Source organism: Streptomyces sp. NBC_00080, assembly GCF_045041255.1.
Lineage (GTDB): Bacteria > Actinomycetota > Actinomycetes > Streptomycetales > Streptomycetaceae > Streptomyces > Streptomyces coriariae.
Genome location: NZ_CP108235.1, coordinates 8,710,212 through 8,736,487, shown reverse-complemented (window position 1 = coordinate 8,736,487; position 26,276 = coordinate 8,710,212). Strand labels below are relative to the sequence as shown.

Annotated in this window: 28 protein-coding genes and 1 pseudogene; 14 read left to right on the top strand and 15 right to left on the bottom strand. The window is 71.9% G+C overall.

Annotated features, from left to right (window positions below; genetic code table 11):
* Positions 1-344 precede the first annotated feature (344 nt).
* Genes OHU34_RS39045 through OHU34_RS39030 form a run of 4 tightly spaced genes read left to right on the top strand, consistent with a single transcriptional unit; the run spans position 345 to position 4,762 of the window.
* Positions 345-1,787, top strand: coding sequence for a family 2B encapsulin nanocompartment shell protein (locus OHU34_RS39045; protein WP_142268728.1), 1,443 nt, complete (start codon positions 345-347; stop codon positions 1,785-1,787).
* Positions 1,788-1,803: 16 nt separating this feature from the next.
* Positions 1,804-2,856 carry a family 2 encapsulin nanocompartment cargo protein terpene cyclase gene (locus OHU34_RS39040; protein WP_405770944.1) on the top strand — a complete coding sequence of 351 codons (1,053 nt, stop codon included), beginning with the start codon at positions 1,804-1,806 and terminating at the stop codon, positions 2,854-2,856.
* A gap of 50 nt (positions 2,857-2,906) precedes the next feature.
* Positions 2,907-3,785, top strand: coding sequence for a geranyl diphosphate 2-C-methyltransferase (locus OHU34_RS39035; protein WP_142268730.1), 879 nt, complete (start codon positions 2,907-2,909; stop codon positions 3,783-3,785).
* A gap of 44 nt (positions 3,786-3,829) precedes the next feature.
* On the top strand, positions 3,830-4,762 hold the full coding sequence (locus tag OHU34_RS39030) for an aminoglycoside phosphotransferase family protein (protein ID WP_142268731.1): 933 nt from the start codon (positions 3,830-3,832) through the stop codon (positions 4,760-4,762).
* Here OHU34_RS39030 and OHU34_RS39025 read toward each other — a convergent pair.
* The gene (locus OHU34_RS39025) at positions 4,747-5,229 is read right to left on the bottom strand and encodes a VOC family protein (protein ID WP_142268732.1); all 483 of its coding nucleotides are present in this window, start codon (positions 5,227-5,229) and stop codon (positions 4,747-4,749) included. The genes OHU34_RS39030 and OHU34_RS39025 overlap by 16 nt on opposite strands.
* A gap of 122 nt (positions 5,230-5,351) precedes the next feature.
* Here OHU34_RS39025 and OHU34_RS39020 point away from each other — a divergent pair, with 122 nt between their 5' ends.
* From OHU34_RS39020 to OHU34_RS39010, 3 genes are all read left to right on the top strand, one after another.
* Entirely contained in the window at positions 5,352-6,554 is a 1,203-nt protein-coding gene (locus tag OHU34_RS39020) for an epoxide hydrolase family protein (protein ID WP_142268733.1), read from the top strand.
* A gap of 126 nt (positions 6,555-6,680) precedes the next feature.
* Entirely contained in the window at positions 6,681-7,319 is a 639-nt protein-coding gene (locus OHU34_RS39015) for an ATP-dependent Clp protease proteolytic subunit (protein ID WP_054240879.1), read from the top strand.
* A gap of 2 nt (positions 7,320-7,321) precedes the next feature.
* Complete coding sequence (locus OHU34_RS39010; protein ID WP_142268734.1) at positions 7,322-7,924, top strand: ClpP family protease; 603 nt, start codon at positions 7,322-7,324, stop codon at positions 7,922-7,924.
* Positions 7,925-7,945: 21 nt separating this feature from the next.
* Here OHU34_RS39010 and OHU34_RS39005 read toward each other — a convergent pair whose 3' ends face one another.
* On the bottom strand, positions 7,946-8,380 hold the full coding sequence (locus OHU34_RS39005; RefSeq protein ID WP_142268735.1) for a RodZ family helix-turn-helix domain-containing protein: 435 nt from the start codon (positions 8,378-8,380) through the stop codon (positions 7,946-7,948).
* Positions 8,381-8,596: 216 nt separating this feature from the next.
* Here OHU34_RS39005 and OHU34_RS39000 point away from each other — a divergent pair, with 216 nt between their 5' ends.
* The gene (locus tag OHU34_RS39000) at positions 8,597-9,487 is read left to right on the top strand and encodes a SigB/SigF/SigG family RNA polymerase sigma factor (protein WP_142268736.1); all 891 of its coding nucleotides are present in this window, start codon (positions 8,597-8,599) and stop codon (positions 9,485-9,487) included.
* A gap of 34 nt (positions 9,488-9,521) precedes the next feature.
* Here the strand turns inward: OHU34_RS39000 and OHU34_RS38995 are convergent, their stop codons facing one another.
* Positions 9,522-9,974, bottom strand: coding sequence for an ATP-binding protein (locus tag OHU34_RS38995; RefSeq protein ID WP_142268737.1), 453 nt, complete (start codon positions 9,972-9,974; stop codon positions 9,522-9,524).
* Positions 9,975-10,314: 340 nt separating this feature from the next.
* Positions 10,315-11,565 (bottom strand): annotated as a pseudogene (locus tag OHU34_RS38990) (DUF6777 domain-containing protein); the annotation flags it as partial.
* 256 nt (positions 11,566-11,821) lie between these two features.
* Between OHU34_RS38990 and OHU34_RS38985 the strand changes: the two are divergent.
* Complete coding sequence (locus OHU34_RS38985; protein WP_405770936.1) at positions 11,822-13,090, top strand: streptophobe family protein; 1,269 nt, start codon at positions 11,822-11,824, stop codon at positions 13,088-13,090.
* Between the two features lie 82 nt (positions 13,091-13,172).
* On the opposite strand, the gene OHU34_RS38980 is transcribed toward OHU34_RS38985, so the two are convergent.
* From OHU34_RS38980 to OHU34_RS38965, 4 genes are read right to left on the bottom strand one after another with little or no spacing between them, the layout of a single operon-like run.
* A complete protein-coding gene (locus OHU34_RS38980; RefSeq protein ID WP_405770933.1) occupies positions 13,173-14,156 on the bottom strand; it encodes a serine/threonine-protein kinase in 984 nt (327 codons plus the stop codon).
* Positions 14,153-14,707, bottom strand: coding sequence for a hypothetical protein (locus OHU34_RS38975; protein WP_230193735.1), 555 nt, complete (start codon positions 14,705-14,707; stop codon positions 14,153-14,155). The genes OHU34_RS38980 and OHU34_RS38975 overlap by 4 nt, the downstream gene beginning before the upstream one ends.
* Positions 14,708-14,716: 9 nt before the next feature.
* The gene (locus OHU34_RS38970; protein ID WP_405770930.1) at positions 14,717-17,056 is read right to left on the bottom strand and encodes an FHA domain-containing protein; all 2,340 of its coding nucleotides are present in this window, start codon (positions 17,054-17,056) and stop codon (positions 14,717-14,719) included.
* Between the two features lie 51 nt (positions 17,057-17,107).
* On the bottom strand, positions 17,108-17,518 hold the full coding sequence (locus OHU34_RS38965; protein ID WP_142268744.1) for a hypothetical protein: 411 nt from the start codon (positions 17,516-17,518) through the stop codon (positions 17,108-17,110).
* A 308-nt stretch (positions 17,519-17,826) separates the two neighbouring features.
* Here OHU34_RS38965 and OHU34_RS38960 point away from each other — a divergent pair, with 308 nt between their 5' ends.
* Positions 17,827-18,210, top strand: a complete 384-nt coding sequence (locus OHU34_RS38960; protein WP_142269896.1) for a nuclear transport factor 2 family protein — start codon at positions 17,827-17,829, stop codon at positions 18,208-18,210.
* 89 nt (positions 18,211-18,299) lie between these two features.
* Entirely contained in the window at positions 18,300-18,569 is a 270-nt protein-coding gene (locus OHU34_RS38955) for a DUF1905 domain-containing protein (protein ID WP_405772507.1), read from the top strand.
* Here the strand turns inward: OHU34_RS38955 and mgrA are convergent.
* Positions 18,559-19,551, bottom strand: a complete 993-nt coding sequence (gene mgrA, locus OHU34_RS38950) for an L-glyceraldehyde 3-phosphate reductase (RefSeq protein WP_405770925.1) — start codon at positions 19,549-19,551, stop codon at positions 18,559-18,561. The genes OHU34_RS38955 and mgrA overlap by 11 nt on opposite strands.
* Before the next feature lie 114 nt (positions 19,552-19,665).
* On the opposite strand from mgrA, the gene OHU34_RS38945 reads away from it, so the two are divergent.
* Both OHU34_RS38945 and OHU34_RS38940 read left to right on the top strand, forming a co-directional pair.
* Complete coding sequence (locus tag OHU34_RS38945; RefSeq protein WP_405770923.1) at positions 19,666-20,550, top strand: LysR substrate-binding domain-containing protein; 885 nt, start codon at positions 19,666-19,668, stop codon at positions 20,548-20,550.
* A gap of 25 nt (positions 20,551-20,575) precedes the next feature.
* On the top strand, positions 20,576-21,091 hold the full coding sequence (locus OHU34_RS38940) for a mycothiol transferase (protein WP_230193736.1): 516 nt from the start codon (positions 20,576-20,578) through the stop codon (positions 21,089-21,091).
* On the opposite strand, the gene OHU34_RS38935 is transcribed toward OHU34_RS38940, so the two are convergent.
* Both OHU34_RS38935 and OHU34_RS38930 read right to left on the bottom strand, forming a co-directional pair.
* A complete protein-coding gene (locus OHU34_RS38935; protein WP_020126182.1) occupies positions 21,073-22,143 on the bottom strand; it encodes an adenosine deaminase in 1,071 nt (356 codons plus the stop codon). The two genes, OHU34_RS38940 and OHU34_RS38935, sit on opposite strands and share 19 nt — an antisense overlap.
* A 25-nt stretch (positions 22,144-22,168) precedes the next feature.
* Entirely contained in the window at positions 22,169-22,564 is a 396-nt protein-coding gene (locus tag OHU34_RS38930; protein ID WP_020126181.1) for a VOC family protein, read from the bottom strand.
* A 316-nt stretch (positions 22,565-22,880) separates the two neighbouring features.
* On the opposite strand from OHU34_RS38930, the gene OHU34_RS38925 reads away from it, so the two are divergent.
* Complete coding sequence (locus OHU34_RS38925) at positions 22,881-23,339, top strand: pyridoxamine 5'-phosphate oxidase family protein (protein WP_405770920.1); 459 nt, start codon at positions 22,881-22,883, stop codon at positions 23,337-23,339.
* 197 nt (positions 23,340-23,536) lie between these two features.
* Here OHU34_RS38925 and OHU34_RS38920 read toward each other — a convergent pair whose 3' ends face one another.
* Genes OHU34_RS38920 through OHU34_RS38905 form a run of 4 tightly spaced genes read right to left on the bottom strand, consistent with a single transcriptional unit; the run spans position 23,537 to position 26,100 of the window.
* Positions 23,537-24,457, bottom strand: a complete 921-nt coding sequence (locus OHU34_RS38920) for an aldo/keto reductase (protein WP_405770917.1) — start codon at positions 24,455-24,457, stop codon at positions 23,537-23,539.
* A gap of 52 nt (positions 24,458-24,509) precedes the next feature.
* Complete coding sequence (locus OHU34_RS38915; RefSeq protein ID WP_142268752.1) at positions 24,510-25,376, bottom strand: hypothetical protein; 867 nt, start codon at positions 25,374-25,376, stop codon at positions 24,510-24,512.
* Positions 25,373-25,939, bottom strand: coding sequence for an RNA polymerase sigma factor (locus OHU34_RS38910; protein WP_230193742.1), 567 nt, complete (start codon positions 25,937-25,939; stop codon positions 25,373-25,375). The genes OHU34_RS38915 and OHU34_RS38910 overlap by 4 nt, the downstream gene beginning before the upstream one ends.
* Positions 25,936-26,100: a hypothetical protein gene (locus OHU34_RS38905; RefSeq protein ID WP_160160046.1), complete on the bottom strand. Its 165-nt coding sequence runs from the start codon at positions 26,098-26,100 to the stop codon at positions 25,936-25,938. The genes OHU34_RS38910 and OHU34_RS38905 overlap by 4 nt, the downstream gene beginning before the upstream one ends.
* Between the last annotated feature and the right edge of the window lie 176 nt (positions 26,101-26,276).

Here is a 26,276-nt window from a genome sequence, read left to right as displayed (position 1 = left end):
CAAGGGGTTCCCTCTGGACGTACGACCATGACCGCAGCCTTCCGGTGAGACGGGTTGTCCGGTTCCTCACGCTAGCCATCCGGCCGTCCGCTCGCGCGCCGAACACACGGGTAACCCAGAGTGACCCCTGAGCGCTCCGGCGCGCGGGAGCACACGGAGGAAGCGGTGGCACACACCGGGCACCTTCCGCCCCATCAGGGAGGTTTGCACCCTTCAGACCATGAAACCGCCCCCTTCACGCCGTACCCGTCCGTCACACAGGGTGTTTGGCTGGTGCGAGCGGATCTTCCGAACCGAGCTTCTCGAACGGTCCGCCCGTCTCCGCGCACCTTCCTGGAGGGAATGTGTCCACACCGGACAGCGCCACCGGTCCAGCCCTGGACGAACCCGCCCCCGAACCCACCACCGACGCACAGCTCACCAGTCTCGGCACCCAGGCTGCCCGCCAGCTCGCCACCACGCACAAGTCCGAACCGCAGATGCAGGCCATCAGCTCGCGCTGGCTGCTGCGGATGCTGCCCTGGGTGGACGTCAAGGGCGGCACCTACCGAGTCAACCGGCGTCTCCAGCTGCGTGTCGGCCGGGGCCGGGTGCAGTTCGAGCAGAACGGCGGCAACGCCGTACGGGTCATCCCGCAGACCCTCACCGAGCTGCCCGTGCTGCGGGGCTACTCCGACAACGGAACCCTGGCGGAACTCTCCTCCCGCTTCCAGACGCGGGAGGTCCGGGCCGGTCAGGTCGTCTTCGAGGCCGGCCAGCCGGTCACCGAGACCTACCTGGTGGTGCACGGCAGGTTCACCCGCTTCACCGCCGGCAAGTACGGCGAGGAGGAGATCGTCGGGGTCGTCTCCGGCGGCGACCAGCTCGGCGACGAGGCCCTCGGGCAGGACGACCCGCTGTGGCTGAGCTCGGTGCGCGCCGAGACCTCGGGTGTGCTGCTGGCACTGCCCTGGGACGTGCTGCGGGACTTCGTCGGGCGGGTGCCGTCCCTCGCCGCCCATCTGGAGGCCTACGCCGCCCGGCAGCAGCTGCCGATGAACCGCAAGGGCGAGGCCGAAGTGCCGGTGCAGGCCGGCCACACCGGAGAGCCGACACTGTCGGCGGGCTTCGTCGACTACGAACTCTCGCCCCGGGAGTACGAGTTGTCGCTGACCCAGACCGTGCTGAAGGTCCACACCCGGGTCGCCGACCTCTACAACAACCCGATGAACCAGACCGAGCAGCAACTGCGCCTGACCGTGGAGGAGATCCGCGAGCGGCAGGAGTGGGAGATGGTCAACAACCGGGAGTTCGGGCTCCTGCACAACATCGACCACGGCCAGCGCGTCAGCACGTTCACCGGGCCGCCGACCCCGGACGACATGGACGACCTGTTGTCGATGCGGCGCAAGACCAAGCTCTTCCTCGCCCATCCCAAGGCGATCGCGGCCTTCTTCCGACAGTGCAACCGGCGCGGTCTGGTGCCGGGCACGGCCACCGTCGAGGGGCACGAGATCCCGGCCTGGCGCGGGGTGCCGATCTTCCCCTGCAACAAGATCCCGATCAGCCCGCAGCACACCAGCAGCATCATCGCGCTGCGCACCGGCGAGGCGGACCAGGGGGTCGTCGGCCTGTACCAGACGGGCATCCCGGAGGAGTTCCAACCCGGCCTGAACGTACGGTTCATGGGGATCGACGCCAACTCGATCATCCGCTACCTGGTGACCGCCTACTACTCGATGGCCGTACTGGTGCCGGACGCCGCCGGGGTCCTGGAGAACGTCCAGGTCGGCCGGACGGCCGAGTGACGGCGGGGAGCCGGCGATGAGCACGCCCACGAGCACCGGGAGTGCGCTGCCCGGCCCACCGAACCTCGCCCGCGGCATGCGGGCCCGGCGCGGCGGGGCGGTCCCCGGTCTGCGCTACCGGAAGGTGGAGCCCGCCGACCCGGAGAAGGCCGCGGAGATCGACCGCAGGCTGGAGGAGTGGGCCCGGGGCCTGGACCTGTTCCCGGTGGCCTGGAACGGGGACTTCGCGGGCTTCCAGTTCGGCCGCGCCGTGGTGCTCCAGCATCCGCGCGCGCTCGACCCGGAGCGCCTGACCGTGGCCGGCAAGCTGCTGCTGGCCGAGAACATCGTCGACAACTGCTACTGCGAGGAGGACGAGGACAAGGGCGGCTCGCGCAGCGGACTGGGCGGCCGGCTGATCATCGCCCAGTCGGCGCTCGACCCCTACCACGGCCCGCCCGACCTCCAGGAGGAGTGGGCACGCGGGGTGCAGGCCGACGGTCCGCTGCGCTCGTACCACTGGGCGCTGAAGGACTACGCGGCCCTGGCCACCCCCAGCCAGACCGACCGGTTCGTGCACGACATCGCCCGGCTGCACCTGGGCTACCTCGGCGAGGCGGCCTGGGGGGAGACGCGGTACGTGCCGCGGATCTGGGAGTACCTGACGATGCGGCAGTTCAACAACTTCCGGCCGTGTCTGTCGATCGTCGACGCGGTCGACGGCTACGAACTGCCCGAGCAGCTGTACGCCCGTCCGGAGATCCAACGGGTCACCGCGCTGGCCTGCAACGCCACCACGATCGTCAACGACCTGTACTCCTTCACCAGGGAGCTGGCGTCCGACCCCACCCATCTCAACCTGCCGCAGGTCGTGGCCGCCAACGACCGGCGCGGGCTGAAGGCCGCCTATCTGCGGTCGGTCGAGATCCACAACCAGCTCATGGAGGCGTTCGAGGAGGACTCGGCGGTGCTCGCCGCCACCTCGCCGCTCGTCGAGCGCTATCTCCAGGGACTGTCCGACTGGGTGGCCGGCAACCACGAGTGGCACGCCACCAACACCCACCGCTACCACCTGCCCGACTACTGGTGACCGCACCCTCTCTGACACATCGTCACGCACAGCACCATGAGGAGCCACTGTTGACCACAGCCCACGACGCCGGCACCAAGACCGTCCCGGTGCCCACCCAGTCCACGTACCAGAACCGCGTCGCGGACTACTGGAACGCCGAGGAGAACCCGGTCAACCTCGAACTCGGCAGAATCGACGATCTCTACCACCATCACTACGGCGTCGGCGAGGCGGACTGGGCCGTGCTCGACGAACGCGACGCGGAACTGCGCCGGGAACGCATCACCGCCGAACTGCACCGGCTGGAGCACGCCCAGGCCGAACTACTGGCCGCACGCCTCGGCCGGCTCACCCCCGCCGACCGCGTCTTCGACGCCGGCTGCGGACGCGGCGGCGGCAGTGTCACGGCCCATCTGCGCTACGGCTGCCGCGCGGACGGCGTCACCATCTCCGCCAAGCAGGCCGAGTTCGCCAACGAGCAGGCGCGCAAGCGGGGCATCGACGACCAGGTGCGCTACCACCACCGCAACATGCTCGACACCCGTCTGGAGACCGGCGCCTACGCGGCCTCGTGGAACAACGAGTCGACGATGTACGTCGAGCTGGACCTGCTGTTCGCCGAGCACGCCCGGCTGCTGCGCCGCGGCGGACGCTACGTCGTCATCACGGGCTGCTACAACGACGCCTACGGCCAGGCCTCGCGCGAGGTGTCGCTCATCAACGCCCACTACATCTGTGACATCCATCCGCGCTCGGCGTACTTCCGGGCGCTGGCCCGCAACCGGCTGGTGCCGGTCCATGTGGAGGACCTCACCGAGGCGGCCATCCCCTACTGGGAGCTGCGCAGTCGGGCCGACCACCTGGTCACCGGCATCGAGGAGACGTTCCTGAACGCCTACCGCAACGGCAGCTTCCAGTACCTGCTGATCGCGGCCGACCGGGTCTGAATTCCGTTGGACAGCGGCGAGGCCGGTCCTCTGCAATGGGTCGCATGTGCGCGGTGAAGATGCATGCAGACGAGGTCGACCTCGACGCCCCGCTGGTGAGCCGGCTCGTCGCCGGCCAGTTCCCGCGGTGGGCCGGGCTGCCCGTGCGGCGGCTGGACTCCTCCGGGACCGAGAACGCGATGTTCCGGCTGGGTGCCGACAAGGTGGTACGGCTGCCCCGGCATCCCCGCGCCGTCGAGAGCGTGGCGCACGAACAGCGCTGGCTGGCCCGGCTGGGGCCGAGGCTGCCCGTGGCCGCGCCCGTGCCGCTGGAACTGGGCGGGCCCGGTGAGGGGTTCGCCTGGCCCTGGTCGGTCTACCACTGGCTGGACGGCGCCAATCCGGTCGCCGGCGCCGTCGAGAGGCCCCGGGCGCTGGCGGCGGACCTGGCGGCGTTCGTCACCGCCCTGCGCGGGATCGAGACGCGGGGCGGGCCGCCGAACCACCGGGGTGTCCCGCTCGCCGAACGGGACACCCCCACCCGCGACGCCCTCGCCCGGCTGACGGGGCGGATCGACACCACCGCGGTCACCGCTCTGTGGGAGGAGGCGCTGCGGGCGCCGGGGCACACGCAACCGCCCGCCTGGGCCCACGGAGACCTGATGCCCGGGAACGTGCTGGTCCGGGACGGACGGCTGACGGCGGTGATCGACTTCGGCTGCGTCGGGGTGGGTGACCCGGCCGTGGACCTGATCGTCGCCTGGAACCTGCTGCCCGCCTCGGCCCGCGGAACCTTCCGGGAGGCGGTGGGCGCGGACGACGCCGAGTGGGCCCGCGGCCGGGGCTGGGCACTGTCGATCTCGCTGATCCAGCTGCCGTACTACTGGGAGACCAATCCGCCGCTCGCGGAGAACTCCCGGCATGTGATCAGGGAGATCCTGGCCGAGGCCCGGACCGCCGACGCGCCCTCGCCGACCGGTCCCTACTCGCCGTCGTAGGCCTTCCTCAGAGCGGCGATGTCGAGCTTGCCCATGGCGTACATGGCCTTGGTGGTGCGGGTGGCCTTCTCCGGGTCGGGGTCGCTGATCATCTCGATCAGTCCGTCGGGGATGACCTGCCAGGACAGGCCGTACTTGTCCTTGAGCCAGCCGCACGGGCCGGGCTCGCCGCCGTTCTCGGTGAGCCTGGTCCAGTAGTGGTCGACCTCCGCCTGGTCCGCGCAGTGGATCTGGAAGGAGATCGCCTCGCTGAAGGTGAACTGCGGGCCGCCGTTGATGCCGACGAACTTCTGCCCGTTGGCCGTGAACTCCACGGCCAGCACGGATCCGGCCGGGCCGGGACCGGCCTCGTTGTAGCGGCCGATGTCGCCGATGGTGGAGTTCTTGAAGACGGAGACGTAGTAGTGGGCGGCTTCCTCGGCCTGGCCGTCGAACCAGAGACACGTGGTGAATCCGTCGGTGGTCATGAGTACCTCCTGGGCGTGGAACGCGGTCATCAGTGTCGACTGCCGCCCGCCCCGGAAGTCATCGCTCGGGCCGTGGGGTAATCCGGATGGCCGGTGCGGCCGGCGCCGCTAGCATCCGGCCCATGACCTCATCCAGCGCCGACAGCGGCCTGCGGCCGTTCCGTCTCGACATCCCGCGGAGCGACCTCGACGACCTGCACGACCGGCTGGACCGGACCCGCTGGCCGCAGGGGCTGCCCGCGACGGGCTGGTCGTACGGCGTACCGAGCGGCTATCTGCGGGAGCTGGCCCGGTACTGGCGGCAGGAGTACGACTGGCGGGCGGCCGAGGCGCTGCTCAACGAGTGGCCGCAGTTCACGACCGTCATCGACGGGACGAACGTCCACTTCGCGCATGTCCGCTCGCCCGAGCCGGACGCCACCCCGCTGATCCTGACCCATGGCTGGCCGGGCTCGATCGTCGAGTTCCTGGACGTGGTCGGCCCGTTGACGGACCCGGCGGCCCATGGCGGGGACCCGGCCGACGCCTTCCACGTCGTCGTGCCGAGCGTCCCCGGTTTCGGCCTGTCCGGACCCGTCGCGGAGAGCGGCTGGGAGGCGGGGCGGGTCGCCGACGCATGGGCCGAACTGATGGGCCGGCTCGGCTACGAGCGGTTCGGGGCACAGGGCGGCGACTGGGGCTCGGTGATCTCCCGCGAGCTGGGCCGCGCCCACCCCGACCGGCTGATCGGCGTCCATCTGAACCTGCTGCCGGGCGCGCAGGCCACCCGGGAGCCCACGCCCGAGGAGCTTCGGGCCATGAGCCCCGAGGAGCGGGAGCACACCCTCCGGTCATGGCGGCGATGGGTCGCGTTCGCGGCGGAGGAGACCGGCTACTACCTCCAGCAGGCCACCCGCCCGCAGACCCTGGCGTACGGGCTCACCGACTCGCCGGTCGGTCAACTCGCCTGGATCATCGAGAAGTTCCGGGAGTGGACGGACTGTGAGGAGCTGCCGGAGGAGGCCGTCGACCGCGACCGGCTCCTCACCAACGTCATGCTCTACTGGCTGACCGGGACGGCCGGTTCGTCCGCCCGGATCTACTACGAGCGTCAGCACGCCACCGGCCGGGCGGCCGCGCCCCGGGAGCCGTCGACGGTTCCGACGGCGCTCGCCCTGTTCCCCGCCGAGCCGCAGATCCCCCTGCGGCGGAAGGCCGAGCGCACCGAGAACCTGGTGCGCTGGACGGAGTTCGACCGGGGCGGCCACTTCGCGGCGCTGGAGGAACCCGACCTGCTGGTGGGCGACGTACGGGCGTTCTTCCGGCAGTTGCGCGAGAAGGGCTGAGCGCCCGAGCGGGGTGCGGGGTGCTCTGCCCGTGGCGAATCTGCCGCGGGCAGAGAAACCGCGTGCGGGCACCTCCGGCGGTCAACAGTGGAGTCGACGGCAGTCACGCCACGACGAGGAGAACCGATGACTCCACTCACCACGCTCGCTCCCCGTGCCGAGGAGGGCGACACCGCGCACTCCCGCTTCGACGACCAGCTCGCCGCCCAACTGCTGAACCAGCGCATCGTGTTGCTCGGCACCCAGGTCGACGAGGTCTCCGCGAACCGGGTCTGCGCGCAGCTGCTGATCCTGTCGGCGGAGGACCCGCGCACCGACATCGCCCTCTACATCAACAGCCCCGGCGGGTCGGTGCACGCGGGGCTCGCCATCTACGACACCATGCGGCTGATCCCCAACGACGTCTCGACGCTCGCCATGGGCTTCGCGGCCAGCATGGGCCAGTTCCTGCTCGGTGTCGGCGCGTCCGGCAAGCGGTACGCGCTGCCGAACGCACGGGTCATGATGCACCAGCCGTCGGCCGGGATCGGCGGGACCACGGCGGACATCGAGATCCAGGCGGAGAACCTGGAGCACACCAAGCGCACCATCGAGCGGATCACCGCCGAGCACACCGGCCAGTCGCCGGAGACCATCTCGCGCGACGGTGACCGCGACCGCTGGTTCACGGCCGAGGAGGCCAGGGAGTACGGCATCGTGGACCGGGTCGTGGAGTCCCTCGCGGACGTCCGCCCGGCCGCGCAGAAGCGACGGGTGGGGATGTGAACATGGGGACCTACACGATTCCGAACGTGGTCGAGCGGACCCCGCAGGGCGAGCGGTCGTACGACGTGTTCAGTCGGCTGCTGTCCGAGCGGATCATCTTCATCGGCACCGAGATCGACGACGGCGTGGCCAACGTCGTCATCGCGCAGCTCCTCCACCTGGAGGCGGCGTCCCCGGAGAGCGAGATCTCGATCTACCTCAACTCCCCCGGCGGCTCGTTCACCTCGCTGATGGCGATCTACGACACGATGACGTTCGTCCAGGCGCCGATCTCGACCCTCTGCGTCGGGCAGGCGGCGTCCACGGCGGCCGTGCTGCTGGCGGGCGGGGACCCCGGCCGGCGGCTCGTCCTGGAGCACGCGCGCGTGCTGCTCGGGCAGCCGGCCAGCGGCGGCCGCCAGGGCACGGTCTCGGACCTGACACTCCAGGCCAAGGAGATGGTCCGGATCCGCGCCCAGGTGGAGGAGGTGCTGGCCCGCCACACCCGCCACGACATCGCGACCCTGCGCGCGGACATGGACCGCGACAAGGTGTTCACGGCGCAGGAGGCGGTGGCGTACGGACTGGCCGACGAGGTGCTGAGCCGGCGTCCCGTGCGGGTGTGAGACGCCGGCCCGCGCTGTTCGTCAGGCGGCCAGGCAGAGGCCGTCGTACGACGACGTGGCCGTACGGCCGCGGGCGGAATGCCGGGCGGAGGGCCGGCTGCTGAGCCGGATCAGCTCGCCCTGGGCCCGCGCCAGCAGGTCGCCCAGGCTCAGGCCGAGGGCGTGGGCGGCGGCCGCGAGGACCTCCGAGGAGGCTTCCTTGCGGCCTCGCTCCACCTCCGAGAGATAGGGCATGGAGATACGGGCCGAGTCGGCGACGTCCTTGAGCGTGCGTTCCTGGGCCTGGCGTTCCCGGCGCAGGACGTCCCCGACCAGGTCGCGCCACAAGGGCTCGCGCGGCGCGGGCCGGGGAACGGGTGCGGGAGCGGTGGGAGTGACGGTGGCGGCGCTGCCCGGGCGCTCGGCAGGCGGGCGCAGCGGGATCACGCGGGCTCGGTTCGGCGCTTGGTTGCTCACCTCCCCAGCCTAGGAAAGCGGGCCGCCTGCGGAAGGGCCGGGCGTTGCGCCCTCGGTGGAATCGGACGAAACGCCCCCGCGTCGCAAGGGGCGCGAATCCCGCGTGCATGGGTCTGCCCGGACGGGGTAGTCGCCACGAGAGTGGGCCTGCCCGTCGATGCTCGCTCACGGACCGAGTACAGCAGACGTCGAACCGTGACCTTCCTGGGAGAGGCAATGGAGACCGCCGTGATCCGGTCAGAGGCCAAGGCCGTCGAGGACACCGCCGTAGCCATCAGCACGGCCGGCGCGCCGCTCCCGGGCATCGAGGCACCCCGGAGCGTGGCTCCGCGGGACGCACGGGAGCTGTCCCGTCAGTTCTTCCAGCGGCTGGCCGTCCTCGAGGAGGGGACCCACGAGTACCAGTACGCGCGCAACACCCTCATCGAGATGAACATGTCCCTGGTGCGGTTCGCGGCCGGCCGGTTCCGCGGCCGCGGGGACGACATGGAGGACATCGTCCAGACCGGGATGATCGGCCTGATCAAGGCCATCGACCGGTTCGAGATCTCGCGTGAGGTGGAGTTCACCTCGTTCGCGCTGCCGTACATCGTCGGTGAGATCAAGCGCTTCTTCCGGGACACGACGTGGGCGGTGCACGTGCCGCGGCGGCTCCAGGAGCTGCGCGTCGAGCTGGCCAAGGCCCGCGACGAGCTCTCCAGCCGTCTGGACCGGGACCCGACCGTGCCCGAGCTGGCCACCCTGATGAACCTGGCGGAGAGCCAGGTCGTCGAGGCACAGATCGCCGCCAACGGCTACAACTCCTCCTCCCTCGACGCGGCGCTCACCGGGGACGGCCCGGAGCACGGCGAGGCGGTCCTCGCGGACTTCATCGGCGTGGAGGAGGAGGGGCTCCGGCTCGTCGAGGACTTCCACTCGCTCGCGCCGCTGATGGCCGAGCTCAGCGAGCGCGACCGGCAGATCATCCACCTGCGGTTCGTGGAGGAGGCCACCCAGGCGGAGATCGGCGAGCGGCTCGGCTGCTCGCAGATGCATGTGTCCCGCCTGATCAAGCGGATCATCATGCGACTGCGCCACGGGATGCTGGGCGAGCTGGACTACGCCTGATCGGCGCGGCCCGCGGGGCGCGTGCCCCGCGGGCCTAGGATCCGAAGGTGAGCACGGCCCGGACCCGCTTGCCGACCGGGACGCGCTCGGCGGTGACCTCCGCCGCCACCGCGTGGACGATCTCCAGACCGTGCCGGCCGATGCGCTCGGGGTCCTTGGGGAACCGCAGGGGCAGTGCGTCGCTGCTGTCGTAGACGCAGACCGTGACCGAGGACTCCGTACCCTCCAGCTCCAGGATGTACGGCCCGTTGCTGTGCCGGTCGGCGTTGGTGATCAGTTCGCTGACCACCAGCAACACCTCACCGCTCGCCCGGTCCCCGATCGTGGCGCACCACTCCGTCCTGAGCTGGTCGACGAAGTGTGCGGCGAAGGCGCGGGCCTCGGCTATGCAGCCGGGCTCACCGGTGTAGTGCGCCGCCCGCCGCAGCGGTTCCACGGGTACGTCGAAACCAGTAGGTATCACTGCCTCGTCCAGGTACTCGATCATGCGTTTCTCTCTCGAAGGCCGGAATGGCCGGACGCCGCTGGGTGTGCCTCTGTGCTCGTACCCCGAGTTGCGCCGCGCAGTCCAGGTCAGTTTTCCACCTGTACGCGGGACGGCCACGGATGCCTCACACGACTGATGACTCGGCCGGCGCGCCGGGGGCCGGGGTGCCCGCGCCGGAGGAATCCGCCGAGGTCGGCGGCGACTGGCTCGTGCTGTCGCCCGTCAGCGGAAGCCGAGGAGCCGAGGAGAGGCTGCCGGACTCGCTCGTGGGTTCGGACGGCGAGCTCGGTTGCGACTCGGAACCCGGCGAGTCGGGCACCAGGTGCTGGGCGGACCGGGACCCGGAGGGCGGGGACTCCGAGGAGGGGGGTGCGAACCTCCTCGACTCGGAGCTCGACGACGGCGAGGACGGCGGTTCCTTCGACGGCGGTTCCTTCGACGGCGGTTCCGACGACGGCGGTTCCGACGACGGGGGCGACGTGGACGAACCGGAGGACGGCGGCAGCGGACAACCCGGCGGCCGGTCGGCGGGCGGCGAGACGCACGGCGGGGACGTCCGCGGGCCGTCGCCCGTCGGCGCGCTCGGCGTGCTGACCGTGATGGACGGCGTGAGCCTCGCCGGCGGCCGGGTCGGCCGGTCCTGGTGCGGCTTGTCGCCCGGTCGGCGGGCGAACCAGTGGTGGTCGTGTCGGGGGTCGTAGAGCACGAACACATCGACCACGGTCACGGAGGGCTTGACCACGACGGTGGTCGCGGGACTGTACGAGGGCCACGGGTCGCCGGTCCGCTTGAACCCGGCCCGCTGGGCGAGCGGCGGGGTCAGCGGGTTGCCGCAGGCGCAGCGCACCCGCGGCACGCCGTGCCGGTCGACCAGGACGGCCGTACCCGCCTGCAGGACGGCCTGGTAGGTGGTGGCGGCGCCGTCGCGGTATCCGTGGTTGGTGACGCGGGTGTCCAGGCGGAGCTGCACGGGGGTGAGGGAGCGCAGGTGGGCCGGGACCCCGGAGGGGGCGACGCCGGCCACGGAGGCGAAGGCCCGGTTCTTGGCGGGATCCGTCTGCAGGGCCTTGATCTGCCGCTCCACGTCACAGCTGGAGACGTTGCGGGTGCCGCCGTACAGTCCTTCGTCCCCGCCGTCGACACCGGAGACGGTGTCCGTGTCCGGCGGCGAGGACCCCGACGGGGCGACGGAGGCCGGCGGGAAGGAACTGTCGGTGACGGGGGGTTCGGTGTAGGGCTCCGGGCCCGTCTTGCCGGCCGGCTGCAGGAAGACCTCGCCGACCTGGCCGGAGCCGCCGCCGGATCCGGAGCCGCCGCCGTTCACCAGGGCGAGGACCAGGGCGAGCGCCGTCACGGCCACCACCGCCGTGGTGATCAGCGCGATCCGGGGCGCGGACCTCCACCGGTTCCGGCGCGGCTCCCCGCCGCCGTCCCCCGGGGAGCCCGCGTCGGACGGCTGGGAGGGCGGGCCCGAGGGGGGTTGGGAGGGCGGCCCCGAAGGCGGGCCCGACGGGGGCTGGGAGGGCGGACCCGACAGCGGGCCGGAGGGCGGTCCCGCGGGGCGGCCGGAAGAGGGCGGTTCTGCGCTCACGAGCACTCCCCACGTGGGTCTTCCGCGGCGCATCGACCGCTGACCCCGAGAAGACCCGAGAAGATTCGAGAAGACCCGACAGGACTCGGCGGGTCTCAGCAGGTCTCGGCGGGCCTCACCGAGGACGAGTTGTCAGACATGCACCGCTTTCTTCCACAACGCACCATTGTGTGCGCCGGTCGACCGCGGCTCGCAAGCGGGGCGCGGACGGCCCTCCCGGCAGGCGCGCTCTCCCGGCACTGCTTAGCGTGGCAGGGTGAGCGCCCACACCCCGCACGACCAGGCAGTCTCCCGCCACGGCTGGGTGCGGGCGATCGTCGTGGCACTGGCCGGACTGCTCGCCATGGGGGTGGTCGCCGCGCTGGGACTGTGGGCGGCCGGGGCCGCGGATCTGCCGCAGGGTGCCTTCCCGCGGGTGATCGCGGCGACCGTGGTGACGAGCGTCGGCGGCACGGTCGAGCTCTCCGGGAACGCCGGTGGGCTCGCCGACACCCAGGCCGGTCTGACGGTGATCCCGCTGTCCGTCACCCTCGTCGGGGCGCTCGTGGTGGGCGCCGGGTTCCTGCGGCCGCTGCGGCACCGGGCGGTGGCGGGCGCCGCGGAACTGGGCGGGTGGGCGGCCCGGATCGCGGTGCTGTGGCTGCTCAGCCTCCTCGGTCTGGCCCTGGCCGCACGGCAGACGTTCACGATCTCCCTCGGTGACGACACGCTGAGCGACCTGGGTGAACTGTTCGACATCAGCCCCGAGGCCGGCTTCACGACAGACGTCCCCCTCACCCTTGTCGTCGGGCTGGTGTGGCTGGCCGGTGTGCTGGTGCTGGCGCTGCTGGTCTCGCCCGGGGCCCCGTTGCCGCCAAGACTGCTGCGCCTGCACCGATCGGTGCGGCCGGCCGCGTACGCCATGGTCCTGCTGCTGCTCTGCTGCGTCGTCCTGGGCCTCGTCGTCGCGCTCGTCGTCGCGGCGACCCGCGGGCACGCCGCCCAGACCTTCGCCGTGGTCCTGCTCGGCCTGCCCAATCTGGCGTGGCTCGCTTTCACGATCGGGCTGGGCGCCACCTGGAACGGCCGGGTCGAGGGTCCGTTCGGGCTGCCGATGCCGCAGGTGCTGGACGAGGTGCTGCGCAGCCCGGACGACGCCCGGCTGAACCTCGGGACCCTCGCCGCGCAGGACAGCCGCGTGTGGTGGCTCCTCGCCGTGGACGCGGCCTTGCTGCTGCTGGCCGCGTTCGTGATGGCGGCCCACTCCCCCGCCGGGACACGTGCCTGGCGGCATGCGGTGCGCATGGCGGTGGCGCTGGTGCTCACGGTGCTGATGATCTGTCTGGTCGGCCGGATCTCGGCGCACTACGGCCTGTCCGTGCTCGGCATCGGCGACCTGGGCGGCGATCTGTCCGGGGAGCTGTTCCTGCGCCCCGAGGTGTGGTCGGCACTGGGTCTCGCCGCACTGTGGGGGTCGGTGGCCGGTTTCCTGGGCGGCCTGCTGGCGGGGGCGGCCCGCCGCCGGGGCAGGGCGAGACCCCCGTGACAGCGGTGAGCGCGGCGAGAGCCGTGACAGGCCCCTCGTCTCGCCCGGCCCCGTTGGGTCACGCGCCATCGGACCCCGCCGGTCACCCGGGAACGGGCGGACGGAAGACCGGCCGCGCCCAGGGCGGGGGTTGCGGCGCCGAAGCCGGGGCGGCGGCCGGCTCCGTCGGCGGGTGAGCGGGCCTGAGCCCGCCGCCCGGCGCCGGCCTCAGCTCGGCGACGAAGGCGCCGCAGGTGGGATGACGTGCCTCGGGGCTCTTGGCGAGGGCCCGGGCGAACACCGCGTCCAGGTACGGGGGGAGGTCGGGACGGGCCTGCGTCAGCGGGGGCGGATCGGCGTTCTGGTGTGCCCAGAGCAGGGCCACGTCGTCGTCGCGGAGGAAGGGCGGGCGGCCCGCGAGGCACTCGTAGACCACGCAGGCGAGGCCGTAGACGTCGCAGCGGCCGTCGACCGGTTGCCCGGAGATCTGCTCGGGGGCGACGTAGTCGAGCGTGCCGACGAACTGGCCCACCGAGGTGAAGCCGGTCAGGGAGAGCGACTTCTTCGTGAGGCCGAAGTCGGTGAGGTAGACGTGCTCGGGGTGGTCGCTGTCGGTGCCGCGGGCGACGAGGACGTTGCCGGGTTTGACGTCCCGGTGGACCAGCCCGTGCTCATGGGCGGCGTCGAGCGCGGAGGCGACCTGCGCGGCGATGCGGACGGCGGTCGCCAGGGGCAACGGGCCCTCGCGGTCGAGGAGGTGGCGCAGATCGCTCCCCTCGACGTACCGCATGGCGATGTACAGGACCCCGTCGGTCTCGTCCGCCTCGAAGACGGGCACGATGTGCGGATGGTCGATGGCCGCGGCCACCCGCGACTCATGGGTGAAGCGTTTGCGGAACACGTCGTTGCGGGCCAGCTCCGGGGCGAGCAGTTTGAGGGCGACGGTCCGGTCCAGCCGCAGGTCGTGAGCGCGGTACACGACGGCCATGCCGCCGCGTCCGATCTCGCTCTCGATGCGGTAGCCGGCGATTCTCCGGCCGACCAGCTCGGAGGGCCGGCCGGAGAAGGGGGTCGTCCCGGGGGTCATCGGGATCCCTGGTCGGGGTTCACGATCCGGGTGGCGGTGTGGTCCTGTTCCTGGGCCTCGGCCGCTTCAGGCGCCCGGTCGGTCGCGTAGGTACCGAGGCGGGCGCCGTCGCCGTACAGCCAGCGCTCGCGCGCCGGGTCGTACAGCCACGCGTCCTCGCCGTCGACGACCACTCCGATCCGCAGACCGTGGGTGCGGCGCCGGAAGGACTCGCCGTCCAGGCGGGCGTCGGCCAGTTCCTCCACCGCCGCCCGGTACCGGGCGAGGGCCTGTTCGGCGCGGCCGAGCAGCGGGCGCGGGTCGGCCGCGGTCGCGAGGGGGGCGTCGGAGGGGGGCGGGTCCTGGGGGACGGCGACCAGATAGCGGCCGTCGACCCAGGCCGACCAGCCGTTGGAGCACAGCACGCGCCCCCAGTCGCCGCGCCGCTCCATGAGCCGGACCGGCAGCAGCGGATCGAGGGGCACGGTGGGGCGGGCCGGGTCGGGGGCTTCCCAGGCGGGCATGCCGTGCGGGGGGACCACGTGGGTGGGCCGGAATCCGGGGGTCGTCATGGGCCGCCGCTACTTCCGCATCACGGCGGGCTCGTGCCGGCGCAGCAGCCGGGAGACGAGGTATCCGCAGACCGCCGAGAGCACCACGAGCATGCCCACGTCGAGCAGCCACACCCCCACCGAGTGCTCGAAGAGCGGATCCGCGGTGATCTCCCCGGGCACGATCCTGGTCAGCCCGATGGTGCCGGCCATCGCGCCGAGCGCCCACCGCGCGGGCACCAGCCACGACAATTGCTCCAGACCGGGCAGGCCGTCGAGGGGCAGCAGCGCCCCGCAGAACACCACTTGGACGATGGCGAGCAGCACCAGCAGCGGCATCGTCACCTCCTCCTTGCGGACCAGGGCGGAGATCAGCAGGCCGAGCATCATGGCCGTGAAGGCCAGCAGGGCGACCGCGACGGTGATCTCGATCAGGGGCGGCATCAACACGCCTTCGCCGCCGGGAGCGTTGAGGTCGACGCCGAGCAGGGCGACGAGGGTCAGCACCACCGCCTGGACGACGGTCACCGCGCCGAGGACGACGACCTTGGACATCAGGTACGCCGATCTGGACAGGCCGACGGCGCGTTCCCGCTGGTAGATCACGCGCTCCTTGACGAGTTCGCGCACCGCGTTGGCCGCGCCGGTGAGGACGCCGCCGACGCACAGGATGAGCAGCACGTTCATCGCGTGCTCCCGGTCGAGTTCGCCGCCGGACAGGGCGCGCGCCATCGCGCCCATGACGAACGGCAGGGCGATCATGATCACGAGGAAGGTGCGGTCGGCGGCGAGCGCGGTCGCGTAGCGGCGGACCAGGGTGCCGAGCTGGGCGCCCCTGCTGCGCGGCCGGGCCGGCGGCAGCATGATCACCGGGCCGGAGCGGGGCAGCCGGGGCTGCTCGCTGTCGTTGACGACGTACTGTCGCCGGAACGGCGAGTCGCGGTACTCCCCCGCCCAGTCCCGCTCCTGGTCGCGTTCGAAGGCTTCGAAGGCCTCCGGCCACTGTTCGAAGCCGAAGAAGGCGAGGGCGTCCTCGGGCGGCCCGTAGTAGGCGACCCTGCCGCCCGGCGCGAGCACCAGCAGCCGGTCGCAGACGTCGAGGCTGAGCACGCTGTGCGTGACGACGATGACGGTACGGCCGTCGTCGGCGAGGCCGCGCAGCATGTGCATCACCGAGCGGTCCATGCCGGGGTCGAGGCCCGAGGTCGGCTCGTCCAGGAAGAGCAGCGAGGGCTTGGTCAGCAGTTCCAGGGCGACACTGACGCGCTTGCGCTGGCCGCCGGAGAGGGTGTGCACGGGCTGGCCCGCGCGCTGCTCCAGCCCCAGCTCGCGGATGACCTCCTCGACCCGCTCGCGGCGCTCGGCCTTGGCGGTGTCCTGCGGGAAGCGCAGTTCGGCGGCGTAGACGAGGGCGCTGCGCACGGTCAGCTGGGCGTGCAGGATGTCGTCCTGCGGGACCAGTCCGATGCGCTGGCGCAGCTCGGCGTAGTCGCGGTAGAGGTCGCGGCCGTCGTACACGACCGTGCCGTGATCCGCGGGGCGCTGGCCGGTGAGCGCGCCGAGCAACGTGGACTTGCCGGCGCCGCTGGGGCCGACGACCGCCAGGAGGCACTTCTCCCCCACCGGGAAGGACACGTGGTCCAGCAGGACCTTGCGGCCGCGGTCGACGGCGACCGTCAGGTCCTGTACGTCGAGGGAGACCTGGCCGGTGTCGACGTACTCCTGGAGCTGGTCGCCGACGAGACAGAAGTCCGAGTGTCCGATGCCCACGATGTCGCCGGGATCGAGCGGGGCCCGGGTGACGGGCAGCCCGTTGAGGTAGGTCCCGTTGTGGCTGCCGAGGTCGACGATCTCGTGACCGCCGTCGGGCAGCGCGCGCAGTTCCGCGTGCCTGCGCGAGACGACCAGGTCGTCGACGACGAGGTCGTTGTCGGCGGCGCGGCCGATGCGGACGGTGCGCGCCGGCATCGGCCGGACGCTGGTGGGCTCGCGGAAGGTACCCGTCACGCCGGGCATGGAGACCGCCGACGGGCGTTCCGCCGCGGGCGGGGGACGGCCCGACAGGACCAGGTAGGGACCGTCGTCCGGGCTTCCGACGCGGATCACGCTGCCGGGGCCGACGCCCCACTCCTGGACGCGTCGGCCGTCGGTGTAGGTCCCGTTGGTGCTGTGTTCGTCGGCGAGGGTCCAGTGGTCGCCGTCGGGCCGCAGTACCGCGTGGTGCCAGGAGACGCGGGTGTCGTCGATGACGATGTCGCTGAGCGGGTCCCGTCCGATGCGGTAGTCGTGGCCCGGGATCAGCACGCTGGAACCCGTCTCGGTCTCCAGCACGAGTTCGGGCGCGGTCGAGGAGACCGGTCGCTCCACCATGCCTGGATTCTATCGATTCGTACTCTTGTGTGCCCGACGGGCTGCGGGAGCTCAGCCGACGGGGAGGACGAGCGCCGGGACGGTCCGCTGCATCCGCAGGGCGTCGACGGACTCCGCGAGCAGCTCGTACTCGGTGGTCTCGTCGCTGATCGCGATCCGCACCAGCCGTCCGCCCGCCAACTCGTCGGCCACCAGCTCCTGCCGGCCCATGTCGGCACACCAGGCCCGCAGCAGCTCGGGCACGTCCGGCACGGTGTCGGCGACCGGGACCAGGGCGCCCGGCGGGATGTGCTCGCTCTCGGGCCGCGGATCCAGCCGTTCGGCCATCCAGGAGGCCCGGTCCCGCAGCCACCACAGGGCGAGCGCCAGCGTCGGGGCGCGATAGGTGCCGAGCGGTACGCCGATCCGCCGGCCGTCGCAGACGCCGTATGCGGTGACATGGCACAGGAATTCGTCGTGCACGTCTCTCTCCCCCGGTGCTCGCCGGCCGGTCGTGCCTCGCTTTCCGTGCGGCTCCTGTGGGGTGAACTGCCCCTGACCTTCGAGTATGTTCACTCTTGAAACACTGTCACCATGACTTTCCGGCCAGTCTCTTGGCATATTCAGTGCCGTTCATGGCCGAAATGCGGCGAGCCCCCGATCCCGTCGTCATTACCCGACAGGTAATCGACCCGGGCGGCGGGCGCGGGCAAGGTGGTCACACCGGATCGGCGAATACCGGGATCCGGGCCCTGACCAGTATCGATGACCTCATTGGGGGCCGATTTACGATGTCCGCGAACACCGACCGTTACGAGAACGCCGTCGCTCGCTACTTCGAGGCCTGGAATGCGCGTGACCCCGAGGCTTTGGCCAAGGCTGTTACGGCCGCGTGGGCCGTGGACGGAGGTTATACCGACCCGCTGGCCGACGTCCGCGGCCACGAGCAGATCGCCGCGGTGATCGCGGCGGCGCACGCGCAGTTCCCGGGCTTCGCCTTCCGGCTCACCGGCGGGGTGGACGGGCACCACGACACGGCCCGCTTCTCCTGGGAACTGGTGAGCGACACCGACGGTTCGGCGCCGGTGGCCGGATCCGACGTCATCACCCTGGACGCCCAGGACCGGATCACCGCGGTCCTCGGATTCCTCGACCGGGTGCCCGACGGGGCCTGAGACCGGCGGCGATGAATTCCTCCGCTCGCGGCGGTCCACCCGATGGGAGACCACCGCGAGCGGAGGACGTCATGAGCGGAAACGGAATCATGAACGCCGAATTCACGGCCGTGCTGCGCAAGAGCTCGGCAAAAGGCGGCTGGACCTATGTCGTCTGGCCGGAGTCCGTCGAATTCTTCGGAACTCGCGGACTGGTCAAGATCCGCGGAACGGTCGATGGACATCCGTTCCGGAGTTCGTTCATGGCCCTCGGTGACGGCACCCACAAACTTCCCGTCAATGCCGATGTGCGCAAGGCGATCGGAAAACAGGAGGGCGACCGGGTGACCGTACGCCTGACGGAACGGCTCAGCCGTTGACCACCGCGTCGATCCGGGTCAGCTCCTCGGCGTCGAAGTCCAGGTTGGCGAGGGCGCCGACGCTGTCCTCGATCTGCCGGGCACTGCTCGCGCCCACCAGCGCGGAGGTCACCCGGCCGCCGCGCAGCACCCAGGCCAGCGCGAGCTGGGCGAGGGACTGGCCGCGGGACTTGGCGAGGTCGTCGAGGGCGCGCAGCTTGCCGGTGAGCTCCTCGGTGAGCGCCTCGGAGTTCAGGAAGGGGCTGTCGCTCGCCGCCCGGGAGTCCTCCGGGATGCCGTCGAGGTAGCGGCCGGTCAGCAGACCCTGCTCCAGCGGCGAGAACACGATCGACCCGACCTGGAGCTCGTCCAGGGCGTCGAGCAGGCCCTCGCTCTCGGGGCGGCGGTCGAGCATCGAGTAGCGCGGCTGGTGGATCAGCAGCGGGGTGCCCAGCTCACCGAGGATGCGGGCGGCCTCGCGGGTCTGCTCCGCCGAGTAGTTGGAGACGCCGACGTAGAGCGCCTTGCCCTGCTGGACCGCGGTGTGCAGGGCGCCCATCGTCTCCTCCAGGGGAGTCTCCGGGTCGGGGCGGTGCGAGTAGAAGATGTCGACGTGGTCCAGGCCCATCCGGGTCAGGCTCTGGTCGAGCGAGGACAGCAGGTACTTGCGCGAACCCCACTCGCCGTACGGACCCGGCCACATCAGGTAGCCGGCCTTGGTGGAGACGACCAGCTCGTCGCGGTAGGGCGCGAAGTCCGCCTTCAGCGCCTCGCCCAGCGCGGACTCGGCGGCGCCGGGCGGCGGACCGTAGTTGTTCGCCAGGTCGAAGTGGGTGATGCCGAGGTCGAAGGCGCGGCGCAGGATGGCCCGCTGCGTCTCGACCGGGCGGTCCGGGCCGAAGTTGTGCCACAGTCCGAGGGACAGCGCGGGGAGCTTCAGGCCGCTGCGTCCGGTGCGCCGGTAGGGCATGTCGGCGTAGCGGTCGGGGTGTGCGGTGTACAACGCGACTCCAAGAAGATCGGTCGGTTTCAGGAACCGCTACCCACTCTGGCCCGACCTGCGGGTAGTGGTCCAACAGAAGAATCCGATGGAATTGTGCGGCTAGGCTTCTCAATCATGGAACTGCGCCACCTCCAGCACTTCGTCGCGGTCGCCGAGGACCAGCACTTCACCCGGGCCGCCGAACGCCTCATGGTCTCCCAGTCGGGCCTGTCGGCGTCGATCCGGGCACTGGAGCGGGAACTGCGCGCCCCGCTGTTCGTCCGGACCACCCGGCGGGTGACCCTGACGGAGGCGGGCCGGGCGCTGCTGGCCGAGGCCGAGCGGATCCTGGCACAGGTGCGGGCGGCCCACGAGGCGGTGGCGGCCGTGCAGGGCGTCGTGCGCGGCACCCTCTCCGTGGGCACCGAGCAGTGCATCGCCGGGGTTGACGTGGCGGGGCTGCTCGCGGCATTCCGGCGGCGCCACCCGGATGTCGAGATCCGGCTGCGCCAGACCGGTTCGGGTGCGCTCGGCGAGGAGGTGGCGGCCGGCCGGCTCGACCTGGCCTTCGCCTACCGGACGCAGACGGACACCGATCAGCTCCGCTGCGCGCCGCTGGCCAGCGAGCCGATGTACGTGCTGTGCCATCCCGACCACCGTCTCGCCGGGGTGTCGGCGGCGCTGACGCCTCAGGACGTCGCGGGCGAGGTGTTCGTCGACTTCCATCCGGACTGGGGGCCGCGCCGCGCCACCGACCTCGCGTTCGCCGAGGTGGGGGTGCGGCGCACCGTCGCCCTGGAGGTCAACGACGTGCACAGTCTTCTGGACCTGGTGGACGAGAACCTCGGGGTCGCCGTCGTACCGCGCCACTTCCGGCACAAGCGGGAGGCGCTCACCGCGCTGCCCCTCAAGGGCACGGGCGAGGCGGTGTACGAGACGGTCGCGCTGCTGCCGCCCGCACGGTCGACCAGCCCGGCGGCCCGGGCGCTGATGGCGCTGCTGGAAACGGGGAGCGGGTGAGCGCGGGGTGCGCGATGGTGGACGTATGCATGCCAAGGACATCCTCATCGACGGTTACCAACGCATCCGGGAAGAGGTCCACGCCGCCGTCGAGGGCCTGGACCCCGACGACCTGAACGCCCGGCCCGCCGCCGGGACCAACTCGATCGCCTGGCTCGTCTGGCATCTCACCCGCGTCCAGGACGACCATCTCGCCGACGCCTTCGGACTCGACCAGGTGTGGCTGGCCCAGGACTGGGAGAAACGGTTCGGCCTCGACCTGCCGCGCCAGGACACCGGGTACGGGCACAGCGACGCGCAGGTCGCGAAGGTGCGGGTCTCCGACGGCGGTCTGCTGACCGGGTACTACGACGCGGTGCACGCGCAGAGCCTGGAGGCGCTGCGCGCGCTGACGGCGGCGGACCTGGAGCGCGTCGTGGACGAGCGCTGGGACCCGGCCGTCACCCTGGGCGTACGGCTGGTCAGCGTCCTGTCCGACGATCTCCAGCACGTCGGACAGGCCGCTTATGCGCGCGGACTGCTTCAGAGCGCGGCGGCGTAACCCGGGAGGACGACGTCCTCGATGAGGGCCTTGCGCTCGTCGAACGGCAGGAACGCGCTCTTGAGGGCGTTCACCGTGACGGTGCGCAGGTCCTCGAGGGTCCAGCCCGCCTCCTCGACGAGCAGCGACATCTCGCGGGTCATCGTCGTGCCGGAGACCAGCCGGTTGTCGGTGTTGAGGGTGACGCGGAAGCCGAGGTCCTTCAGCGCGGTGATCGGGTGCTCGGCGATCGAGGTCGCCGCACCGGTCTGGAGGTTGGAGGTGGGGCACATCTCCAGGGCCACCCGGCGGTCGCGCACCCAGCCCGCGAGCCGGCCGAGCTTGCCGTCCACGATGTCGTCGGTGATGCGCACGCCGTGGCCGATCCGCTGGGCGCCGCAGACCTGCAGGGCCTGGTGGATGCTGGGCAGGCCGTGCGCCTCGCCGGCGTGGATGGTGAAGGGGACGTTCTCGCGGCGCAGGTGCTCGAAGGCGGCGAGGTGGTCGGCGGGCGGGAAGCCGTCCTCGGCGCCGGCGATGTCGAAGCCGACGACACCGGCGTCGCGGAACGCGACCGCGAGGTCGGCGGTCTCCCGGGTGCGGTCGAACATACGCATGCCGCAGAGCAGGGTGCCGACGCGGACCGGGGTGCCCGCGGCCGCCGCCTTCGCCATGCCGGCCGCGAGACCCTCCTGGACCGTCTCGACGACCTCGGGGAGGGTCAGCCCGCCGTTGACGTTCAGCTCGGGGGCGTAGCGGACCTCGCCGTAGACGACTCCGTCGGCCGCCAGGTCGAGCACGTACTCCTCGGCGGTGCGCAGCAGTCCCTCGCGGGTCTGCATCACGGCGAGGGTGTGCTCGAAGGTGGCTATGTACCGCACCAGGTCACCCGAGTTGGCCGCCTCGAAGTACCAGGCGGCGAGCTCGTCGGGGTCGGTGGTGGGCAGCGTGTGACCGACCGCGTCCGCCAGCTCGACGACGGTGGCGGGGCGCAGGCCGCCGTCGAGGTGGTCGTGCAGGACGGCCTTGGGGAGGCGGCGGAGGGTGTCGGTGTCGATGTGGGACGCGGTCATGAGTGTGTTCCTCGGCAGGTGGTTCTCAGGTGGTGGCGGGCTGGAGCAGGTCCCAGCGGTTTCCGTACAGGTCCTGGAAGACGGCGACGGAGCCGTAGGCCTCGTGGCGGGGCTCCTCCAGGAAGGTCACGCCGGCGGCGAGCATGCGGGCGTGGTCGCCGGCGAAGTCCTCGGTGTGCAGGAAGAACCCGACGCGGCCGCCGGTCTGGTCGCCGATCCGGGCGCGCTGGGCCTCGCCCTTGGCCCGGGCGAGCAGCAGCCCGACGCCGTCCTGGCGGTCCCCCGGCCGCACGACGACCCAGCGGGCGCCGTCGGGGCGGGGTTCGTCCTCGACGAGCCGGAATCCGAGCGCCTCGGTGTAGAAGCGGATCGCCTCGTCGTAGTCGTCGACGACAAGCGTGACCAGGGCGATGCGACTCATCGTGGCCTTTCGGGGAGCGTGCGGGAGGCTGTCGGAGGTGCGATTGACGGGAGAGGTTATACGTAAAACCCTCCCGTGCGCCAGTCACCTCCGCGACGACGGCGACCGGGCCCGTCGGGCGGATCGGGTCGCGGGCCGGAAGACGCGCTCGCGCGCAGGGGACCCCTCGCGTCGACACCCCTCCCCCCGGCCTCCCGACCGCCCTGCCGCACGCCCGTCGCCTCCGCAGCGGTGGTGGCCTAGGCCGCAGGCCCGAGGCCCGGTCGGGACCATCGTCCGAGGCGGAGAACCCCTCGCCGTCGCCAGCGTCCCGGCCATGACGATCGCGGAACCACCCCGGCCCCCCGGACAGCGCAAGCAGGAACTGCTGGACCGGCTGGAACGCGAGCTCGACATCTGGGTCGCCACGGCGGACCGGGAGGGGCTGCCCTGTCTCGTCGCGCTGTGGTTCGTCTGGGACGGCGAGCACCTGTGGCTGTCCACCCGCCTCACCAACCCCACCGGCGGCAACCTCCGGGAGGGCGGCCGGGCCCGCCTGGCCTTGGGGGACACGCGGGACGTGGTTCTCGTCGACGGCGAGGTCACGACGTACACGCGGGAAGAGGTACCGGAGCCGGCCGCCCGGGCGTTCCTGGCGAAGACGGGCTGGGATCCGGGCCGGGACAGCGCGTCGTACGCCTATTTCCGGGTGCGGCCGGTGGCGGTGCAGACGTGGCGCGGGGTGCACGAGCTGCCCCGGCGGCATCTGATGCGGGACGGGGTGTGGGTCGTCTAGCTCGCGCTGCCGGCGCCGGTAGCGCGCCGCCACCCGGACGCGGCCGGCGTTCCGGGCGCCGTTCTCCGGAAGCGGCCGGGCGCCGTGGTGGGTCCCGCCGGGCGGCGGGGTCGGGGGATGGTCTCTGCGTCCGACGTCCGACGTCCGGCTTCCTGTGGGCAGCGGGCGGCGGGCCGGGCGTGCCGCTCGCCGGCGGATCAGGTCGCCGGTGTCCCGTCGGCACCGTGGTGGGCGGTGTTCAGGCGGTGCAGTTCCTCGGCCGTGAGGCGCAGCGCGCCCGCCGCGACGTTCTCCGTGAGGTGGCCGGGGTCTCCGGTGCCCGGGATGGCCAGCACTTGCGGTCCTTGGGCGAGGGTCCAGGCGAGGCGGACGGCGGCGGGGGACGTGCCGTGGGCGCGGGCGACGGCGAGCACCGCCTCGTCGTGGACGGTGGTGGCGCCCTGCGCTCCGCCGTCGCCCGCGATGGCGAAGAACGGCACGAAGGCGACGCCCTGTTCGCCGCAGAGGCGGAGGAGTTCCTCGGTCCCGGGGGCGCGGTGGCCGAGGCCGTAGCGGTTCTGCACGCTGACGACGGGGGCGATGGCCTGCGCCTCGGCGAGATGGCGGGGTTCGACGTCGGAGATGCCGAGGTGGCGGATGAGTCCGGCGGCGCGCAGTTCGGCGAGGGCGCCGAACTGCTCGGCGACCGACTCCTGGCGCATCCGGCGCAGGTACACCAGGTCGAGGTGGTCGCGGCCGAGCTGGCGCAGGTTCTCCTCCACGTGGCCGCGCAGGTCCTCGGGGCGGGCCGAGGTGCCCCACTGTCCCGACCAGTCGCGGAAGGGGCCGACCTTGGTGGCGATCAGCAGGTCGTCGGGGTACGGGGCGAGCGCGCTGTTGATCAGTTCGTTGGCGGAGCGCAGGGCGGAGAAGTAGAAGGCGGCGGTGTCGATGTGGTTGACGCCGAGTTCGATCGCCTTGCGCAGGACGGCGATCGAGCGGCCGCGGTCGCTCGGCGTGCCGAGGTGGAAGGCCGCGCTGCCGGTCAGCCGCATCGCGCCGAAGCCGATGCGGCCGACCGTCAGGCCGCCGATGTCCCAGGTGCCCGCGGCGTCCGCGGTGATCGTTGCGGAGGTCATCCGGGCAGTCTCGCACGCACCCCGCCCCGGCACGAGCCGGTGGCACGGGCCCTCAACAGGCCACGGTCTCCTCACACTTGCGCAGCGCTTCCTGGACGTCGCGGCTCCAGGGCCGGGCCGTGCGGGGGGTGGCCGAGGACACGGTGTGCACGGCCGGCTCCCGGCGTTCGGGCAGCGCTCCGGACCGGGTGCGCCGGCGCTCTTTGGCGGGGGGCGTGCCATGGGCGACGACCTCCTCCACGATCTCGGCCAGATCGCCGTCGGGAAGGGGGAGTTCGAGGTCGTCGTCGACGAAGCCGACCACGGCCGGCACGTACTCGACCAGCGCCCGCAACGCCCTGGGCAGTCCTCTCCCGCCGCGGCGCAGACCGCTGAGCACGTGCAGCGCCGTGGCGATCTCCAGTTCGGTGGCCTCCCGGCTCAGCGTGGCGGGGGTGATCTCCGTGTGGCGCAGCCACCAGTCGGCCTCGTCGTCCTCCCCCATCGAGCGGTGGTGGAGGTAGAGGCAGTACCCGGAGACGGTGTCCGAGGCGCCGGCGCCGTACTGCCACCAGAAGCGGGCACTGTCCTCGCAGTCGGCGAGGTACAGCAGGCTCCCGAGGATCCGCGCGCCGGAGGGCTCGGGCAGGGAACTGCCGAGGAAGTTGCCGATGCCCTTCAGGGCGCCGGGGCGGGTCAGCAGCGCCTCGCAGAGCGCTCGGAGGTCCCTCGCCGCGGGGTGCACCCGCGGGGGCCTGCGGGCCGCCGCGGCGCGCTGCGGGCACACCCGCGGCGAGGGCCCGTCGGGGCCGCCCGCCGCGACCCGGGCGGCGATACGGGCCTCCGCGGCCTCGATGTCCGCGCGGCCGTAGGGGGCCGTGGGGGTCAGCCGCGCCCCCGCCAGCAGGGTGTCGATGTCGCTCGCGGTGTCGAAGGTCATGACCGCTCCGCCTCCTCCTCGGCGCACGATGTGTAGATCTCCCGCAGCCGCCGTTTGGCATAGCGCTCGGTGGAACGCACCCCGGCCTCGGTGATCCCCAGCTGGAACGCCACGTCGGCGGTGCTGTAGCCCTCGCAGTAGCGCAGCCGGATGACGTCCCGCTGGCGCTCGGGGAGGGCGGAGATGGCCCGGAACAGCCGCAGGTTCTGCTCGATCACCTCGAAGGCGTCCTCGGCGCCCTGGAGGGTGACCGTCTCGAAGACGGCCGTGTCCATCAGCGTGGCACGTCGGCCGCGGGCCCGGGCGTGGTCGATGACGCGGTTCTTCATCACCCGCCAGGCGTAGGCGGCGGGGTTCTCGGCGCTCAGTATCTGCGGCCACTGCCGGGCGAGTTGGACGAACGCCTCGTCCACGGCCTCCTCGGCGTCCGCGCGGCAGCGCAGACAGCGCTCGGCCTCGCGGACGTAGCGCGGGCGGTGCATCTGGTGGAAGGCGCTGAAGTCCAGGGGCAGCTTCTCCGGCGCGCGCGGGTTTCCCGCGGGTCGCAACTCCTCCTGGGTCACCGATCGCCTCCCGGGAGGCGATGGTCCATTTCCCGGACGCCCACCCGCACGAGTGCGGCGACGAACCGACGCGCGAGGGTGAGGACCCCGGGTCCGAAGACCCGGAGGGCGAGTACGGACAACGCCACGTCGCGGGCGAGCTGTTCGAACTGGTCGTTCACGGACCCTTCGGTCCTTCCGCTGGCTGTGCGGGGCTCAGGGACCCCGGAAGGCATCGGTCACACCTTCTGCCTCCACGGCGTCCGGCGGTGCCGTTTCGTGCACTCCGGATTCGAAAGTCCGACAGAATTGACCGTTTCGAACTACGGACCGTGCCGTTCCGGGCTAAGACCGCTTC

Bases quoted from the DNA above. Each gene is read 5' to 3' on its own strand.
- OHU34_RS39015 (WP_054240879.1), top strand. From the start codon at position 6,681: ATGACTCCACTCACCACGCTCGCTCCCCGTGCCGAGGAGGGCGACACC.
- OHU34_RS38980 (WP_405770933.1), bottom strand. From the start codon at position 14,156: ATGACCCCCGGGACGACCCCCTTCTCCGGCCGGCCCTCCGAGCTGGTC.
- OHU34_RS38945 (WP_405770923.1), top strand. From the start codon at position 19,666: ATGGAACTGCGCCACCTCCAGCACTTCGTCGCGGTCGCCGAGGACCAG.
- OHU34_RS38995 (WP_142268737.1), bottom strand. From the start codon at position 9,974: ATGATCGAGTACCTGGACGAGGCAGTGATACCTACTGGTTTCGACGTA.
- OHU34_RS39020 (WP_142268733.1), top strand. From the start codon at position 5,352: ATGACCTCATCCAGCGCCGACAGCGGCCTGCGGCCGTTCCGTCTCGAC.
- OHU34_RS38915 (WP_142268752.1), bottom strand. From the start codon at position 25,376: ATGACCTTCGACACCGCGAGCGACATCGACACCCTGCTGGCGGGGGCG.
- OHU34_RS39040 (WP_405770944.1), top strand. From the start codon at position 1,804: ATGAGCACGCCCACGAGCACCGGGAGTGCGCTGCCCGGCCCACCGAAC.
- OHU34_RS39010 (WP_142268734.1), top strand. From the start codon at position 7,322: ATGGGGACCTACACGATTCCGAACGTGGTCGAGCGGACCCCGCAGGGC.
- OHU34_RS39025 (WP_142268732.1), bottom strand. From the start codon at position 5,229: ATGACCACCGACGGATTCACCACGTGTCTCTGGTTCGACGGCCAGGCC.
- OHU34_RS38920 (WP_405770917.1), bottom strand. From the start codon at position 24,457: ATGACCTCCGCAACGATCACCGCGGACGCCGCGGGCACCTGGGACATC.
- OHU34_RS39030 (WP_142268731.1), top strand. From the start codon at position 3,830: ATGTGCGCGGTGAAGATGCATGCAGACGAGGTCGACCTCGACGCCCCG.
- OHU34_RS38930 (WP_020126181.1), bottom strand. From the start codon at position 22,564: ATGAGTCGCATCGCCCTGGTCACGCTTGTCGTCGACGACTACGACGAG.
- OHU34_RS39000 (WP_142268736.1), top strand. From the start codon at position 8,597: ATGGAGACCGCCGTGATCCGGTCAGAGGCCAAGGCCGTCGAGGACACC.
- OHU34_RS38970 (WP_405770930.1), bottom strand. From the start codon at position 17,056: ATGGTGGAGCGACCGGTCTCCTCGACCGCGCCCGAACTCGTGCTGGAG.
- OHU34_RS38960 (WP_142269896.1), top strand. From the start codon at position 17,827: ATGTCCGCGAACACCGACCGTTACGAGAACGCCGTCGCTCGCTACTTC.
- OHU34_RS38940 (WP_230193736.1), top strand. From the start codon at position 20,576: ATGCATGCCAAGGACATCCTCATCGACGGTTACCAACGCATCCGGGAA.
- OHU34_RS38955 (WP_405772507.1), top strand. From the start codon at position 18,300: ATGAACGCCGAATTCACGGCCGTGCTGCGCAAGAGCTCGGCAAAAGGC.
- OHU34_RS38975 (WP_230193735.1), bottom strand. From the start codon at position 14,707: ATGACGACCCCCGGATTCCGGCCCACCCACGTGGTCCCCCCGCACGGC.
- OHU34_RS38925 (WP_405770920.1), top strand. From the start codon at position 22,881: ATGACGATCGCGGAACCACCCCGGCCCCCCGGACAGCGCAAGCAGGAA.
- OHU34_RS38935 (WP_020126182.1), bottom strand. From the start codon at position 22,143: ATGACCGCGTCCCACATCGACACCGACACCCTCCGCCGCCTCCCCAAG.